The organism is uncultured Tateyamaria sp., assembly GCF_947503465.1.
Taxonomy (GTDB): Bacteria; Pseudomonadota; Alphaproteobacteria; order Rhodobacterales; family Rhodobacteraceae; genus Tateyamaria.
The window spans coordinates 86,052-101,767 of record NZ_CANNDN010000001.1 but is presented as its reverse complement, the minus strand read 5'-3'; the positions used below and the strand labels follow the sequence as shown (position 1 = coordinate 101,767).

The following is a 15,716-nucleotide window of genomic DNA, read 5'->3' as shown; positions in this document are numbered from 1 at the left end:
CCCCAAATGCGGTTGATCGCAACCGGGCATTTAGGGCATGACGCTCACAATTCGTTGCCCCATCCGCTTTAGGAAAGGAAAATCCCCCATGCCCATCACCGTAGGCCAGGATACAGCCAAGACGCGCAAGACGCTGACCGTTGGCGGCCAGTCCATTGATTATTACTCCATCCCCGCGGCAACCGACGCCGGGCTGGGTGACTTTGCCAATCTTCCCGCCGCCCTGAAGGTGGTGCTGGAAAACATGTTGCGGTTCGAGGATGGAAAGACCGTCAGCGTGGACGATATCAAGGCCTTCGCCGAATGGGGTGCCCAGGGTGGCAAGAACCCGCGCGAAATCGCCTACCGCCCCGCGCGCGTGCTGATGCAGGATTTCACCGGCGTGCCTGCCGTCGTGGACCTGGCCGCCATGCGCGACGGCCTTGTGGCCCTGGGCGGCGATCCGGAAAAGATCAATCCGCTGAACCCCGTCGATCTGGTCATCGACCACTCGGTCATGATTGACGAATTCGGCAACCCGCGCGCCTTCCAGATGAACGTGGACCGCGAATATGAACGCAACATGGAACGCTACACGTTCCTCAAATGGGGCCAGTCGGCGTTCAACAACTTCCGCGTCGTGCCGCCCGGCACCGGCATCTGCCACCAGGTGAACCTGGAATACCTGGCCCAGACCGTCTGGACCGATGCGGATCAGAACGGCGCGCAGGTCGCCTATCCCGACACGCTTGTGGGCACCGACAGCCACACCACCATGGTCAACGGTGCCGCCGTCCTGGGGTGGGGCGTCGGCGGGATCGAGGCCGAGGCCGCCATGCTGGGCCAGCCGATTTCCATGTTGATCCCCGAAGTGATCGGATTTGAATTGACCGGCTCCATGGTCGAAGGCACCACCGGCACCGACCTTGTTCTGAAAGTCGTCGAAATGCTGCGCGCCAAGGGTGTGGTCAGCAAATTCGTCGAATTCTATGGCGAGGGCCTGAACCGCCTGCCCCTGGCCGACCGCGCCACCATCGCCAACATGGCGCCGGAATACGGCGCCACCTGCGGCTTCTTCCCGATTGACGACGAAACCCTGCGCTACCTGCGCAACACCGGCCGGGACGAGGACCGCATCGCGCTGGTCGAAGCCTATGCCAAGAAAAACGGGTTCTGGCGCGGCGACGACTATGCGCCGATCTATACGGATACGCTGCATCTCGACATGGGCACCATCGTGCCTGCCATCTCGGGCCCCAAACGCCCGCAGGACTACGTGGCGCTGACCGAAGGCCAGACCGCGTTCCGCCGCGAAATGGAAGAGACGTTCAAACGCCCCATGGGCAAGGAAGTCGCCGTAGAGGGCGAAGACTACACCATGGAATCGGGCAAGGTCGTGATCGCGTCGATCACATCCTGCACCAACACCTCGAACCCCTATGTGATGATCGGTGCCGGGCTTGTGGCCCGCAAGGCCCGCGCACTGGGTCTGAACCGGAAACCCTGGGTGAAAACATCGCTGGCCCCCGGCAGCCAGGTGGTGTCCGCCTATCTCGAAGCGGCTGAGCTGCAAGAGGATCTGGACGCCATCGGCTTCAACCTCGTGGGCTATGGCTGCACCACCTGCATCGGCAACTCCGGGCCGATCCAGGAAGAAATCAGCAAGGCCATCGCGGACGGCGATCTGGTCGCCACCTCGGTCCTGTCGGGCAACCGCAACTTCGAAGGGCGCATTTCGCCCGACGTGCGCGCCAACTACCTCGCCTCGCCCCCGCTTGTGGTGGCCTACGCGCTGGCCGGTACGCTTGACATCAACCTTGCCTCCGACCCCATCGGTCAGGACAAGGACGGCAATGACGTGTTCCTGAAAGACATCTGGCCCACCAGCCAGGAGGTCGCCGAACTGGTCGAAGCCACCGTGACGCGCGAAGCCTTCCAGGAAAAATATGCCGAAGTCTTCACCGGCGACGAGAAATGGCAGGGCGTGGAAACAACCGACCAGAAAACCTATGACTGGCCGCCGACCTCCACCTATGTCCAGAACCCGCCCTACTTCCAGGGCATGTCGCCCGAGCCGGGCGTGATCACGAACATCGAAGGGGCCAAGGTGCTGGCGCTGCTCGGTGACATGATCACCACCGACCACATCTCGCCCGCCGGTGCGTTCAAGGAAAGCACGCCTGCGGGCCGCTACCTGACCGAACGCCAGGTCGCCCCGCGCGAATTCAACTCCTACGGCTCGCGCCGCGGCAATCACGAGATCATGATGCGCGGCACCTTCGCCAATATCCGCATCAAGAACGAGATGCTGGACGGGGTCGAAGGCGGCTATACCAAGGGGCCCGACGGCGAACAGACGTCGATCTTCGATGCCGCCATGGCGCATCAGGAAAACGGCACGCCGCTGGTGATCTTCGGCGGCGAACAGTACGGTGCGGGGTCTTCGCGCGACTGGGCGGCCAAGGGCACGGCCTTGCTGGGCGTCAAGGCGGTCATCGCGGAATCCTTTGAACGCATCCACCGCTCGAACCTCGTGGGCATGGGCGTCATCCCGTTCGAATTCACAAACGGCGACACCCGCAAGACGCTGGGCCTGACAGGCGAGGAAACGGTCAGCATCTCCGGCCTCGACACCATCCAGCCCCTGCAAGAGGTGCCCTGCACCATCACGTTTGCCGATGGATCGGTGAAAGAGATCACGCTGAAATGCCGGATCGATACCGCGATCGAGATCGAGTACATCGAACATGGCGGCGTTCTGCACTACGTGCTGCGGAACCTGGCCTCAGCGGCCTAAAACGACGCGGGCGCGGCAATACTGCCGCGCCCGTCCAAACAGACCACGGTCAAGCAAATACAAGAAAGCATTGCGAGATCAGCGAAAACTCGCTATTTATTAACCACAAAACAATTTTAAAATGTGTTTTTGAACTGGGGAAAGTTATGAAAGCGCTAATCGCTGCCGCCCTTTTTTCCATGGGCCTGGTCGGTGCAGCATCCGCAACGACCATTAATTTCAACAACTTCGATGAAGGTGAGGTTCTGGGGTCCGACACGGTCCTGAGCCCGGGCGTGACCGCCGACATCACCGCCATCGGCGGAATCGCGGAAACCGTTGTTTTCGACACCGCGCCGGGCACGGTCAGCACCGGGAACGATCCGGACCTTACCTCGCCGTTCACGAATGCCGAAGACAGTTCGGACCGACGCGCGTTTGGCAATGCGCTGATCATTCAGGAAAACCGGACAGGCGGACCGGATGACGCGGTCGGCGGCTCGTTGATCTTCAGCTTCCAGTCTCTCTGGTCCTTCGCGTCTGTCTTCCTGCTCGATTCCGAGACCGGAACAAGCGCCACGCTGTTCAACGGCGGGGTCGAGGTCGCGTCCTTCACGCTGGATTCAACCAACGAATCAGAAACCGGTGGAAATCCAAACAACAACGAATTCACGCTCCTGGGATTTGGCGGCGCAATCGGTGATATGCTACGTATCGATTTCGTGGCATCCGGCGCAATCGGCGAATTCGAGATCAACGCGGTTCCACTGCCCGCGGGCTTCTTCCTGATGATCGCCGGGCTGGGCGCATTTGGATGGCTGCGACGCCGCCAGCAAACCGCCTGAGCCGTCTGATCAGACGCTGACAGACAAGACCGCGGCCCGCGCCGCGGTCTTTTTCATTCCGCCTGACCTGCCAATGCCTTTTCCAACTCTGGCAGGAACCGGTTTTCGTAATCTGACCCCACAAGGGGCCCTTGGAACCGGAACAGCACAGTACCATCCCCGCTCAGGATGAATGTCTCCGGCGGTGCCGTCACGCCCCAGTCCAGCGCTGAACGCGCCGCCGGATCAAAGGCCACGGCCACAAACGGGTTGCCATCGTCATTCAGGTAACTTGATGCAGGCCCCTCCGTGTCGCGGAAGTTCACTCCGACAATCGGAATGCCATCGGCCGCCATCTCCAGAAGCCTGGGATGCTCCGCCCGGCATGGCGGGCACCACGACGCCCAGAAATTGACCAACGTCACCTCGCCCCGCGCCAGATCGCCCGCGCGCACAGGCGTGTAGTTCGCCAGTTGCGCGTCCGTCAGCGGCGGGGCCGCTGCCCCCACACGCGTGGACGGCAATTCATTCGGGTTGTCGCGAAACATGCCCACGGCGGCCAGGGCGACGAACCCGGCGAAAATGCCGATCGGTGCCAGCATCAGCGGAGAAAGCTTAGCCATCGCGCCCGCTCCTGCGCTCCGCATGCTCCATCTCGGACCGCACGCGCCTGCCGCGCCAAAGGGTCAGGGCCACAAGCGCCACCAGCAACAGGATTGACACCGCATAGGCCGACAGGACCGCATCCGCATATGTCCCAAGATCAGGCAAGTTTCGCCTCCCGCGCCATCAGCGCGCGTGTGCGGCGCACCCGGATTTCCGTGCCGGTCCGGTACAGGACCAGCGCCAGGAACAGCAGCATGAAGCCGCCCATGCACACCAGCAGCGGAAAATAGAACACATCCGCCACGTTCTCTTCCTTGTCGAGACTCAGCGACGCCCCCTGGTGCAGCCCCTGGTTCCAGAAATTCACCGCATAGCGGCTGAGCACCGCGAACACCGTCCCCACAAGGCACAGGATCGAGGTCAGGTCGGCCGCCGTATCCGGGTCCTCGATCGCCTCCCACAGGGCGACATAGCCCAGGTAGAACAGAAACAGGATCAGGAACGAGGTCAGCCGCGGGTCCCACGCCCACCACGTCCCCCACATCGGTTGCCCCCAGATCGCGCCGGTCACCAGCGCAATCAACGTCATCACGATGCCCACCGGCGCCGCGGCCTTGGCCACCAGCGCGGACACATGGTGGCGCCGGACAATCCATATCAACGACACGATCAGCATCATGAACCAGGCCTGGATCGCCATGAAGGCGGCCGGCACATGCAGATAGATGATCTTCACCGTCGATCCCTGGCGGAAATCATCGGGGGTAAAGAAAAAGCCCCAGATCAACCCTCCAGCCAGACAAGCCACCGCCAATGTCCACACATATGGCAGCACCCGTTCGCTGAGCGCCAGAAACTTGACCGGATTGGCATATTCCCAAAGTGACATGGCACGTACCTAAGCGCTTGCGCGCCCCTTCTCAATCGACATCCACGTTATCGCAGGTTCACCCGCAAGACGAGGCCTGCGGCAAAAGGCATCGCCGCCAGCACGGCCAACGTGATGCCCGCCAGAAACAGCAACGGCGTGGCGGGATCAAGGCCTTGTGCCGCCCGCCGCGCCGCCTCGGCCCCGAAGATCAGCGTCGGCACATACAGCGGCAGGACCAGCAGCGACAACAGCAACCCGCCCCGCTTGATCCCCACGGTCAGTGCCGCGCCAAACGCCCCGATCATCGACAGCGCCGGGGTTCCCAGGGCAAGGCTCAGCACCAGCACGCCATAGCCTGCAGGCGCCAGGTTCAACAGGACGGCAAGCACCGGCGCCGCCAGCACCAGGGGCAACCCGGTGGTCACCCAATGCGCCGCGGCCTTCACCGCCAGAATGCCCTCCAGCGGCAAGGGCGACGTCGCCAGCAAATCCAGCGCCCCATCTTCCCAATCCACCGCCAGAAGCCGGTCCAGGGACAGCAAGCATGCCAAAAGCGCCCCCAGCCACAAAACCCCCGGCGCGATCTGGGTCAGCAGGGCCGCCCGGGGCCCAACGCTGAACGGCACCAGCACCACCACGATCAGGAAAAAGGCCAGGCCCAGACCAAAGCCGCCCCCGGCCCGCAAGGCCAGCGCCAGATCGCGAAGAAACAGCGCCCTCACAGAAACGCCTCGTCCACGGACGCCATCTGGGACGCGGCCGCCCGAAACCGCGATACATCCAGCGTCCCCGCCTCCAGCCCCAAATCGATATGCGTCGCCATCAAAGCGGACCCGCCGCGCGCCAGATGCCCCCGGACCGCATCGGCAAAAAGCGCCACAGATGCCGCATCCAGCGACACGGTCGGTTCATCCAGAACCCAGACATCGCGCCCCGTCACCATCAACCGCGCCAACCCCAGGCGGCGCTTCTGGCCCGCAGACAGCTGCCCCGCGCGCCGGTCCACCAACCCCTCCAGATCAAAGGCCGCCAAGGCAGGCGCAATCTCGGACTGCCCGAACACCGATGCCCAGAACCCCAGGTTCTCGGACACCGTCAGCGCGGCCTTCAACCCGTCGGCATGGGCCGCATAGGCAATGCGGTCCTCCGCGCCGGCCACATGACCGGCCATGGGTGCCTGCAACCCGGCCACGGTGCGCAACAGCGTGGTCTTGCCGGACCCGTTCGGTCCGCGCAACACCAGCGCCTGCCCCGCCCCAAGGCCAAAGGACACGCCCGCCAGCACCGGCACCCCCCCGCGGCCCACGGCCAGATCAGTGACTGTCAATTCCATGGGAAATCCGTAACCCATTGCACGCAGACGCAAAAGGTCCTTCATTGTTCTTCAAATATGCAAATCCACCGCGCTTACACAGGCAGTACCGCCAGCGCGATGCGACGCCCTTCGCTCAGAAGCACGTTATAGGTCCGCGCCGCAGACGGGGACGACATGACCTCAAGGCCCAGGCCCGCGTCTTCCAACCGGGTCCGAAACGCCTCCGGGATATGGGCAATATCCGCACCGGTGCCCACGAACAGCACATCGACCTTGCGCCCCAGCGCCACTAGAGGGGCAACATCGTCATACCCACCCCAGGGCACGGTCCCAGTCGGTCCGGTCAGCACACCGCCCGTGATCACCTCGCCACCAATGCGAAAAAACCCGGGCCCATACCCCTCGACAGGCTTCGCATCGGTGAACGTGATCTCATTCAGGCGCATGACCCATCTCCCAAATCGGCAGGCCCAGAATAGCCGAGGCCGCGATCACGATATAGGCCACCGCGCGGAAAAGTCGCTCGGCCTGCGGATCAAACAGCCAGGCCCCCGCGACATTGGCAAACATGTAGGCCGGGACCAGCACCAGCCCCACAATCACGGCCTGCGCATCCAGCAGGCCAAAGACCACGAACAGGCCCAGCATCATCACGTCAATGCCCAGCAGATACAGCAGGAAATTGGCGCGGATGACGGCAATCGCCTTGGCCGACGCCATATACAGCAGGATCACCGGCGGCCCCGGAATACCTGCAAGCCCCCCCAGAAACCCGCCAAACGTGCCGACCCCGGCAATGGTGCGCGGCCCCATCGGCCCGGAATAGCGCCAGCCCGACATCAGCGCCGCCAGCAAGACCAGAATGGCAATGGACACGCCCCAGCCAAACACCTCCGGCGCGACAAGGGACAGCGTCCACACCCCCACAGGCAAACCCACGGCACAACCCAGCAACAGCCATTTGGCTTCGGACAGATCCCCGTCGCGCAACGCGGCGCGCAGGTTGGGCAAGGGCCCCCAGAACTCGACCACGGTCAGGAACGCGAGGGCCGCAAACGGCGACAGGACCGAACTGGCCGCCGCCATGATGATCATGCCCGACCCGAACCCGGCAAAGCCGCGCACCAGCCCGGCGGCAAGGATCGCAGCGACAAGCCATCCGATCCCCGGCAAGGCCAGCGCGTCGGCCACGGCGGCGATCACATGCCGTCTCCGTATACGGGCAGGCCCATGAGGATGGCGACGGCGATGATGACATAGGCCACGCGGCGATACAGCGCCTGCTGTTCCGGGTCGAACAGGGCCTGCCCGATCCGCGACGCAATGCCATAGGGCACAATCAACATGCACCCCATCACGACCGCCTCCGCCGTCAAAAGGCCATGCATCGCCATCAGCGGCACCGTCAACAGGCCCGTGAGGGTCAGAAACACCAGCGTATTGGCCCGCGCCCGCGCCACGCCGTCCTGCCCGCCCAGTTGAAACAGCACCATGATCGGCCCGACCAGGCCCGTTGCTCCGCCGACGACGCCCGTGGCCGCCGCCACGCCAACCCGCGCCGCACGTGTGGGCGCCGCCCTGTACCGCCACCCCATCATCAGCGCGATCAGGGTGATCGTGGTCACACCCAAAACCGCCCATCGCATCGTGGTCACATCATTGGCCTTCAACACCGCAATGCCCAGGGGCAAGGCCAGCGTGGCAACCCCGATCATCAATACGACATTGGGCCGGTCCGCCTGTCCCCATGCCCGCGGCACCACCGACACAAGCGAGGCAAGGGCGGTCACGCCAAAGGCGGCGATCGCCATTTCAACCGGGACAAAGGCCGTGGCAACCGGCATGAACACAAGTGCCGCCCCGAAACCTGCAAAGCCATAGACGACGCCCGCCGCGACGGTGATGGCGACCACCCAGACCAAACCGGGCAACGCCAATGTCTCTGCAATCAGATGTCCCATGATGCCCCAGCATGCAGTCTCAGGACGGGCACGCTAGGGCCAGTTGGCAACGGGGTCTAGGCCAGCACCGACCTACGCATCGATATTGGCGTATTGATTGCCCGCGTTGGCGTCCGGTTTCGACCAGTCCCGCTTGACCCCCAGCCACAACAGGATGGTCGAGGCCACGAAGACCGACGAATAGGTCCCCACGATCACGCCCCAGATCATCGCAAAGACAAAGCCCCGGATCACGTCGCCGCCCAAAACGTACAGCGAAATCAGCGCCAACAGCGTGGTGATCGAGGTCATGACCGTCCGGGAAAGCGTCTCGTTGATCGAGATGTTCAGCACTTCGTTCAGCGGCTTCTTCTTGTATTTGCGCAGGTTCTCCCGCACGCGGTCGAACACGACCACCGTGTCATTCAGTGAATAGCCCACGATGGTCAGAAGGGCTGCGATGATGGCCAGATCGAACTTGATCTGAAGTTCGGAAAACACACCGATGGTCAGGATCACGTCATGCACAAGGGCGGCCACGGCCCCCAACGCAAACTGCCATTCGAAACGCAACCAGATGTAGATCAGAACCGCACCAATCGCCAAGACCACCGCGATGGCGGCGGTCTGGATCAATTCGCCGGACACTTTCGGGCCCACCGATTCCACCGACACGAACTTGATATCCGGCACCGCCCCGCTCAGAGCGGCCTGCACCTGGCGAATGGTCTCGGGCGTCACCGCCTCCTGCCCCTCTTGGGCCTGGATGCGGATCATCGCCACGTTCTGATCGGCGTCAAAGGTGGGATCGAACACCTCGGTGATCGAAATGTCGCCCAGGCCCAGCGGCGACAGCGCGTCGCGGTAAAGGCCGATGTCCACCGGCTGCGCGCTTTCGGTCCGCACCGTTGTGCCGCCCCGGAAATCGATGCCGTAATTCAGGCCCTGCACCACAAAGGACACGGCCCCCAGCAGGATCAGCAGGCCCGAAATGCCCAGCCACAGCTTCCAACGGCCGAAGAAATCGAAATCGGTGCCCTGTTTGACAAGCTTCAGTCGCATCTCACACCTCGATTGTCTTGGGACGGCGGCGTTCGAACCACATCACCACCATCAGGCGGGTCACGAAGATCGCCGTGAACACGGACGTCAGAATGCCCAGTCCCAGCGTGATCGCAAAGCCGCGCACCGGGCCGGAGCCCATGGCAAACAGGATCACCGCGGTAATGAACGTCGTGATATTGGCGTCCAGAATGGCCGACAGCGCCTTTTCATATCCCAACTCGATGGCCCGTGCAGGGCCACGCGACGACTTCAACTCTTCGCGGATCCGTTCGAACACCAGCACGTTGGCATCCACCGCCATCCCCACGGTCAACACGATGCCCGCAATCCCCGGCAGGGTCAGCGTCGCGCCGATCATGCTGAGCAGGCCAAAGATCAGGCCGATGTTGATGATCAACGCGATGTTGGCAAAGATGCCGAACAGACCATAGCTCAGCGCCATGAACACCAGCACCGCGGCAAACGCGACCACGGTCGCGATCTTGCCCGCATCAATGCTGTCCTGCCCCAACTCTGGTCCAATGGTGCGTTCCTCAAGGAACGTCAGTTCCGCCGGCAGCGCGCCCGCGCGCAACAGCACGGCCAGGTTGGTCGACTCCTCGACATTGAAATTGCCGGTGATGATGCCCGATCCGCCGGGAATATGGCTCTGGATCACGGGGGCACTGACCACCTCGTCATCCAGCACGATGGCAAAGGGCGACCCGATGTTTTCAGCGGTGTAGTCGCCAAAGGCGCGCGCGCATTGGGTGTTGAACCGGAAGGACACGGCCGGGCTGCCGTTCTGGTCAAAACTCGGCTGCGCATCGACCAGGCACTCGCCCGTGACCACCGGGGCGCTCTCGATGATGTAGAACAGGCCCGGCTCGTCAAGGCTCGGCACCAGCTTGTTGCCGACACCCGGCGATGCGTTTTCGTCCGAGGTCCGGTTTTCGACCGGGTTGAACGTCAGTTGCGCCGTTGTCCCGATGATCTCCTTCAGCTCGGCCGCCGACCCGATGCCCGGCACCTGGATCAGGATGCGCTGCGCCCCCTGGCGCTGAATGGTCGGTTCGCGCGTGCCCACCTCGTCGATCCGGCGGCGCACGATCTCCAGCGATTGCTGCACCGTCCGCTCGTCACTTGCCAGCTTTTCCTCGTCACTCAGCTGCACGACGATCACGTCGGCCCCATCGGCACTGACGACGATGTCATTCGCACCCACACCGGTCAGCGTCTGCACCGGCTGTGCCAATGTCCGCACCACCTGCAAGGCGCGCTGCAACCCCGCAGGCTCGCCAATGCGAATGCGCAATTCATCAGGGGCCGAGGGCTGCAACCGGATCGTGCCGATGGTCGCACGTTCGGGCCGCAGGATATCGCGGATCTCGGGCCAGCTTGCCTCCATGCGGCTGGCATAGACCTGCTCGACCTGCACCTCGGCCAGCAGATGCGCCCCGCCGCGCAGGTCAAGGCCAAGGTTGACCAGCGATGACGGCATAAAGCCCGGCCATTGCGACAGCGCCGCCTGGTTCGCGGGCGTGTCGGCCCCCAGCTCGATGGCCTGGGCGGCGTCATTGTGCTGTTCCACGCGGGTATAGAACCCGTTGGGCAGCGCCAGGATCAGACCCAGCGCACACAGCGCCCAGATCAGAACCCGTTTCCAGCTGTCGATCTGAAGCATTACTTCGCGGGCTCGGTCTTGTTCAGGACCTGCGCGATGGTCGACTTGACAACACGCACCTTGACGCCCTCGGCCAGTTCGACCTCAACCTCGTTCTCTTCCTTGACCTTGGACACCTTGCCGATCAACCCGCCCTGGGTCACGACCTGATCGCCCCGGCGCAGCGCCTCGACCATAGCGGCATGTTCCTTGACCTTCTTCTGCTGCGGGCGGATCAGCAGGAAATACATGATCGCAAAGATCAGGATCAGGGGGATAAACTGGCCGATGGCTTCCATGGGAAACGTCCTTGTCTTGAGGGCGGATTCTGACCCGCTGCAAAGTTTGGCAGAACCTATGGGCGGGGGCGGGCCTGTGCAAGGCGGAAAGGGGTTTTTGCGGACGGTTGGTCAGGGCCATGCATCAAAGCCCTTTTGCCCGACGCACATTCGCGTCAGACTGGTGGGATGAGCGATTTCCTTTCCACTGCCTTATCTTTTCTCGCCGTCGCCGTCGGCGTCCCACTGCTGGGTGTTTGCCTCGCCTTCCTGATTGACGTCGCCCGGCGCAAGGATGTGCACGCCCGGCTCGGGCTTGACCGGGTGCACCCCGCTCTTGTTTTGATCGGTATCACGCTCTACGGCGCCATCGCCCTGCTGCTGATCGCCGGACTGATCATCCTGATCGCCGGTGCCATCGCCTTGCCCTTCAAGGACGGGCAATCGCTGGAAGAGACGCAGCGCGAATACCTGTTCTACGTCCTGCGCATCGCTGGTCTCACGACAGTAGTTGGCGCAATGATCGCGCTGCCCTTTACCGTCATCCGGCTCAGGCTGTCCCAAGAGCAGACGGAAACCGCGCGCGAAAGCCTGTTCAACGACAAGATCAACGAAGCCACCAAGGGACTGTATGCGCGGCGGCAAATCTCCAAGTGGCACCGCCAAAAAGGTTACATTGATCATTGGGAAGACGACATCGTCCAACGCAACGCCGCCATCGACCGGCTCGAAGGGTTGGCACAGGAAAAACCGACAGAGGTTCCCCGCATCGCCCGTCTGCTGTCCGTCTACGTCCGCGAGCTCAGCGCCGAAGTGCACGCCAAAACCCCACCGCCAGATGCGACTCCGGAAACGCTGCGCGACTGGGCGCGCACGTTACCCAAACTGCGCTCTGACATGGAAAAAGCGGCCCAAACCCTTGGCCGGCTGGCCGACATCGCGCCCGATCCGCTGGTGAACGGCGAAATCGACCTGCGCGGTGCCAACCTGCAAGCTGCAGATTTGCGCCACGCGAAGTTCGAACAGGCCTCGCTGCGAGGGGCGCAGTTGCAGGGGGCAGACCTCGACGGGGCGCAGTTGCAGCGGGCAGACCTATTCAGCGCGCAGTTGCAGAGGGCAGACCTATTCAGCGCGCAGTTGCAGGTGGCAGACCTCCGCAGGGCGCAGTTGCAGGCGGCAGACCTCGATGAGGCGCAATTGCAGCGGGCAAACCTCATCGGGGCGCAGTTGAAGGGGGCAAACGCTTACAGGGCGCAGTTGCAGGGGGCAATCCTCATCGACGCGCAATTGCAGGGGGCAGACCTCTACAGGGCGCAGTTGCAGGGGGCCGACCTCTACAGGGCGCAGTTGCAGGGGACAGACCTGTTCACGGCACAGTTGCAGGGGGCAGACCTCGGCGAGGCGGCATTTGACAAAAACACCTCCCTCACTGCCGCTAATCTCCGAGGCGCGGCAGTGAGGGACGTGGATTTTACCGCCACACCACAGATCGCCGACCATCTTGCCGACATCTTTGGTGATGCCAGTACCGCCTTGCCCAACGGCGTCATTCCGGACCACCCGGATTGGCCCGCGCATTGGCCAAGGACCCGGCTCGATCTTTCCGAATTTCGCGACGCTTGGCGTATATGGCAATCGACCTTGCCCAAGGGCTGGGACGATGCGGATTGATGACGCCCACGCGCCAAACCTTTCCCAACAGTTAACGCCTCTGCCCAAACCTTAACGCTGTCAAAAAGTTAACCAAACCTGTACACGCATCCGCACCGCGTTTTGTACACTCCTGCGCCAAAACCGTACAAAGGCCCCCCACCCCCCTCAAACCGGCGCGTCCTGGCCGCGCGAGATTGTACGATCCAGGCCCCAAATCGTGCAGTTTGCCCGCAACACCCGCCGGTCCCCCCACCGTGCGCTGCCTTAACCTCTTGGCCCCCGCCCCCCGATCGGGCATAGGAACGGCATCATCCATGTCAGCTCAAAAGGACCAGACAAATGCACGACATTCGCGCCATTCGCGAGACCCCCGCCGCTTTCGACGCCGCCCTTGCGCGCCGTGGGGACGCTGCGATGTCGTCGTCCCTGTTGGAACTGGACGAGGCCCGCCGCGCCAAGATCCTGGCCGCCGAAACCGCGCAGGCCGAACAGAACAAGGCGTCCAAGGACGTGGGTGCCGCCAAGGGCCGCGGGGACGAGGATGAATTCCAGCGCCTGCGCGCGCTTGTGTCTGAAAAGAAAGCGGAAATCGCGCAGATGCAGGAAGAGGCCAAGGCGCTTGACGCGCAATTGACCGACGCGCTGGCGCGCATCCCCAACCTGCCCGCCGATGACGTGCCCGACGGCGCGGACGAAGCCGATAATGTCGAAATCCACCGCTGGGGTGATCCGCAAGCCTTTGATTTCGCACCGAAAGAACATTTCGAAATCGCGGGCGTCGCCGCCTCGATGGATTTCGAAACCGCTGCCAAGACGTCCGGCAGCCGCTTTGTCATGCTCAAGGGGTCGGTTGCCCGCATCCACCGCGCACTCGCCCAATTCATGATCGACACCCATGTCGACAAGAACGGTCTGACAGAGGTGAACAGCCCCGTGCTGGTGCGCGACGACGCCATGTATGGCACCGACAAGCTGCCCAAGTTCGGCGAAGAAAGCTACCGCACCGAAGAGGGCATGTGGCTGGTCCCAACTTCCGAAGTGCCCCTGACCTACACCGTCGCGGGCGACATTCTGGACGCGGCCGCCCTGCCCATCCGGATGACCGCCCACACGCTGTGTTTCCGGTCCGAAGCGGGCAGCGCCGGCCGCGATACCGCGGGCATGCTGCGCCAGCACCAGTTCGAGAAGGTGGAGATGGTGTCCATCACCCATCCCGATGGCTCCGAAGACGAACAGAAGCGCATGCTCAACTGCGCCCAAGGTATCCTGGAAGCCCTTGAAATCCCTTACAGAACCGTCGTTCTGTGCACGGGTGACATGGGGTTCGGCGCACGCCGCACCTACGACATCGAGGCGTGGTTGCCCGGGCAAGATGCCTACCGCGAGATCAGCTCGGTCTCGACCACCGGCGACTTTCAGGCCCGGCGCATGAACGCACGATTCAAGCCTGCGGATGGCGGCAAACCGCAATTCGTGCATACGCTGAACGGATCCGGTCTGGCCGTGGGCCGCTGCCTGATCGCGGTGCTCGAGAATGGACAGCAGCCGGATGGGTCCGTGAAACTGCCCAAAGCACTCGCGTCGTATTTGGGCGGCAAGACCGTGCTAACGGCGGCGGGAACGCTTGCCTAGACCCGAAGCGAACCGGGGCGGTAGTCGGCCCGGTACTTCCTGCGCTCCTTCACCGACGAGTGAACTTCTTCAATGGTAAGAGGGCCTTGCCGCCATTTGTTCAACCATGAGATGCGCGTTTCGATCTCGGCATCGGCAAGCGGGTCGGGCTTGGCCGGCGGGAACGTCGCGGCAGGGTCGATGGTCAACCGCCCCGCGCCCTGCACCACCCAGTCAAGCGTAATCGCCGACAGCGGCTGCGCCGTCCCCGACCCGCCGACGATGCCGTGATTGCCTACGAACCACATCTGCTGGTAAGGGCGCAGCGGGCCGGTATCGCCGTTGTTCAGGCCCTTTTCACCATCCAGATTGTCCCATTTCGCGGGCTTGTAGAGCACCCGCATCTCATCCAGCGCCAGCGCGTGGCGGGCCGACTGCACAAGGCTCGACAACGTCGTGTCGTGAAACATGTACTGCCGGTTCCACAGGGTCGCGATCGGTCCCAGCAGGGACGGCGGAATGCCACGCGCGCCCACCGTGTCCCAGACCCCCAGATACGATATCGCGACCAGCCGCGACGTGTCGTTGCGCCAGGCCAAGTCACTGTCGGACGTGGCGAATCTGGGCGACATGGCGCGCCGCGCCGCGCGGATATGGGGCGCGTCGGGATGGTTTCGTGTGCCCTTCTTGCGGTAAAGATCGAAGGCGGCGTTCACCCCATCGGCGCTGGTGTCCGTGATGATCCCGCATTTGCGGATCATGCCCGCCACCGACCGCGCCGTGAACGCGCCGCGCGAAAAGCCGAACAGGTAAATCTCGTCCCCCGGTTGGTAGGCTTGCGCCAGGAACTGGTAGGCCTGCTTGACCTTGGCATCGAGGCCCCAGCCAAATGCCCCGCCCGCATATTTGTTCAGAAACCGTTTGACCGGTCCGTCAAAACGGCGGTCGGTGCCGATGCCGGGAAAGTAAGCCGCGACCTGCCCCTTGGACGGATCGTTGACCAGGGCCTGTTTCAGCTTGTGCACGCTGGTGGGTTCGGGGATATCGGGGGAATTCCACGTTCCGTCGCAGAAAATTGCTATGCGTGTCATCTGGTGCCAAGTCCTTGAAAAGTCATATGCCAGACTACGTCGAGACTGGAAAAAGCGGGGCGCGA

At 63.0% G+C, this 15,716-nt stretch carries 16 protein-coding genes; 4 read left to right on the top strand and 12 right to left on the bottom strand.

The window, feature by feature from the left end; genetic code table 11:
- Positions 1-88: 88 nt before the first annotated feature.
- Positions 89-2,776, top strand: coding sequence for an aconitate hydratase AcnA (acnA, locus tag Q0844_RS00480; RefSeq protein WP_299040990.1), 2,688 nt, complete (start codon positions 89-91; stop codon positions 2,774-2,776).
- A gap of 146 nt (positions 2,777-2,922) precedes the next feature.
- Positions 2,923-3,600, top strand: coding sequence for a VPLPA-CTERM sorting domain-containing protein (locus Q0844_RS00475; protein WP_299040989.1), 678 nt, complete (start codon positions 2,923-2,925; stop codon positions 3,598-3,600).
- Positions 3,601-3,653: 53 nt separating this feature from the next.
- Here Q0844_RS00475 and Q0844_RS00470 read toward each other — a convergent pair whose 3' ends face one another.
- The 11 genes from Q0844_RS00470 to yajC form a co-directional block, all read right to left on the bottom strand.
- Positions 3,654-4,202 carry a DsbE family thiol:disulfide interchange protein gene (locus tag Q0844_RS00470; RefSeq protein WP_299040988.1) on the bottom strand — a complete coding sequence of 183 codons (549 nt, stop codon included), beginning with the start codon at positions 4,200-4,202 and terminating at the stop codon, positions 3,654-3,656.
- Positions 4,195-4,350, bottom strand: coding sequence for a heme exporter protein CcmD (gene ccmD, locus Q0844_RS00465; protein ID WP_299040987.1), 156 nt, complete (start codon positions 4,348-4,350; stop codon positions 4,195-4,197). The genes Q0844_RS00470 and ccmD overlap by 8 nt, the downstream gene beginning before the upstream one ends.
- Positions 4,343-5,074 carry a heme ABC transporter permease gene (locus Q0844_RS00460; protein WP_299040985.1) on the bottom strand — a complete coding sequence of 244 codons (732 nt, stop codon included), beginning with the start codon at positions 5,072-5,074 and terminating at the stop codon, positions 4,343-4,345. The genes ccmD and Q0844_RS00460 overlap by 8 nt, the downstream gene beginning before the upstream one ends.
- Before the next feature lie 47 nt (positions 5,075-5,121).
- Positions 5,122-5,778, bottom strand: a complete 657-nt coding sequence (ccmB, locus tag Q0844_RS00455; RefSeq protein WP_299040983.1) for a heme exporter protein CcmB — start codon at positions 5,776-5,778, stop codon at positions 5,122-5,124.
- Positions 5,775-6,389: a heme ABC exporter ATP-binding protein CcmA gene (gene ccmA, locus Q0844_RS00450; protein ID WP_299045165.1), complete on the bottom strand. Its 615-nt coding sequence runs from the start codon at positions 6,387-6,389 to the stop codon at positions 5,775-5,777. Before ccmA ends, ccmB begins: the two co-directional genes overlap by 4 nt.
- 74 nt (positions 6,390-6,463) lie before the next feature.
- Positions 6,464-6,817 (bottom strand): Mth938-like domain-containing protein, encoded by a 354-nt coding sequence (locus tag Q0844_RS00445; protein WP_299040982.1) that lies wholly within the window; start codon positions 6,815-6,817, stop codon positions 6,464-6,466.
- Complete coding sequence (locus tag Q0844_RS00440; protein WP_299040980.1) at positions 6,804-7,574, bottom strand: sulfite exporter TauE/SafE family protein; 771 nt, start codon at positions 7,572-7,574, stop codon at positions 6,804-6,806. The genes Q0844_RS00445 and Q0844_RS00440 overlap by 14 nt, the downstream gene beginning before the upstream one ends.
- On the bottom strand, positions 7,571-8,332 hold the full coding sequence (locus Q0844_RS00435) for a sulfite exporter TauE/SafE family protein (RefSeq protein WP_299040978.1): 762 nt from the start codon (positions 8,330-8,332) through the stop codon (positions 7,571-7,573). The genes Q0844_RS00440 and Q0844_RS00435 overlap by 4 nt, the downstream gene beginning before the upstream one ends.
- Before the next feature lie 72 nt (positions 8,333-8,404).
- Complete coding sequence (gene secF / locus Q0844_RS00430; protein ID WP_299040976.1) at positions 8,405-9,373, bottom strand: protein translocase subunit SecF; 969 nt, start codon at positions 9,371-9,373, stop codon at positions 8,405-8,407.
- 1 nt (position 9,374) lies between these two features.
- Positions 9,375-11,039: a protein translocase subunit SecD gene (gene secD / locus Q0844_RS00425; protein ID WP_299040974.1), complete on the bottom strand. Its 1,665-nt coding sequence runs from the start codon at positions 11,037-11,039 to the stop codon at positions 9,375-9,377.
- Positions 11,039-11,317 carry a preprotein translocase subunit YajC gene (yajC, locus tag Q0844_RS00420; protein ID WP_299040972.1) on the bottom strand — a complete coding sequence of 93 codons (279 nt, stop codon included), beginning with the start codon at positions 11,315-11,317 and terminating at the stop codon, positions 11,039-11,041. The genes secD and yajC overlap by 1 nt, the downstream gene beginning before the upstream one ends.
- Before the next feature lie 168 nt (positions 11,318-11,485).
- Here yajC and Q0844_RS00415 point away from each other — a divergent pair, with 168 nt between their 5' ends.
- Both Q0844_RS00415 and serS read left to right on the top strand, forming a co-directional pair.
- Complete coding sequence (locus tag Q0844_RS00415) at positions 11,486-12,967, top strand: pentapeptide repeat-containing protein (protein ID WP_299040971.1); 1,482 nt, start codon at positions 11,486-11,488, stop codon at positions 12,965-12,967.
- Between the two features lie 321 nt (positions 12,968-13,288).
- Positions 13,289-14,581, top strand: coding sequence for a serine--tRNA ligase (gene serS, locus Q0844_RS00410; RefSeq protein WP_299040969.1), 1,293 nt, complete (start codon positions 13,289-13,291; stop codon positions 14,579-14,581).
- Here serS and Q0844_RS00405 read toward each other — a convergent pair.
- Complete coding sequence (locus tag Q0844_RS00405; RefSeq protein WP_299040967.1) at positions 14,578-15,651, bottom strand: DUF2235 domain-containing protein; 1,074 nt, start codon at positions 15,649-15,651, stop codon at positions 14,578-14,580. The two genes, serS and Q0844_RS00405, sit on opposite strands and share 4 nt — an antisense overlap.
- Between the last annotated feature and the right edge of the window lie 65 nt (positions 15,652-15,716).

Bases quoted from the DNA above. Each gene is read 5' to 3' on its own strand.
- Q0844_RS00445 (WP_299040982.1), bottom strand. From the start codon at position 6,817: ATGCGCCTGAATGAGATCACGTTCACCGATGCGAAGCCTGTCGAGGGG.
- ccmA (WP_299045165.1), bottom strand. From the start codon at position 6,389: ATGGAATTGACAGTCACTGATCTGGCCGTGGGCCGCGGGGGGGTGCCG.
- Q0844_RS00470 (WP_299040988.1), bottom strand. From the start codon at position 4,202: ATGGCTAAGCTTTCTCCGCTGATGCTGGCACCGATCGGCATTTTCGCC.
- Q0844_RS00415 (WP_299040971.1), top strand. From the start codon at position 11,486: ATGAGCGATTTCCTTTCCACTGCCTTATCTTTTCTCGCCGTCGCCGTC.
- secF (WP_299040976.1), bottom strand. From the start codon at position 9,373: ATGCGACTGAAGCTTGTCAAACAGGGCACCGATTTCGATTTCTTCGGC.
- Q0844_RS00475 (WP_299040989.1), top strand. From the start codon at position 2,923: ATGAAAGCGCTAATCGCTGCCGCCCTTTTTTCCATGGGCCTGGTCGGT.
- Q0844_RS00405 (WP_299040967.1), bottom strand. From the start codon at position 15,651: ATGACACGCATAGCAATTTTCTGCGACGGAACGTGGAATTCCCCCGAT.
- secD (WP_299040974.1), bottom strand. From the start codon at position 11,039: ATGCTTCAGATCGACAGCTGGAAACGGGTTCTGATCTGGGCGCTGTGT.
- yajC (WP_299040972.1), bottom strand. From the start codon at position 11,317: ATGGAAGCCATCGGCCAGTTTATCCCCCTGATCCTGATCTTTGCGATC.
- Q0844_RS00435 (WP_299040978.1), bottom strand. From the start codon at position 8,332: ATGGGACATCTGATTGCAGAGACATTGGCGTTGCCCGGTTTGGTCTGG.
- serS (WP_299040969.1), top strand. From the start codon at position 13,289: ATGCACGACATTCGCGCCATTCGCGAGACCCCCGCCGCTTTCGACGCC.
- acnA (WP_299040990.1), top strand. From the start codon at position 89: ATGCCCATCACCGTAGGCCAGGATACAGCCAAGACGCGCAAGACGCTG.
- Q0844_RS00460 (WP_299040985.1), bottom strand. From the start codon at position 5,074: ATGTCACTTTGGGAATATGCCAATCCGGTCAAGTTTCTGGCGCTCAGC.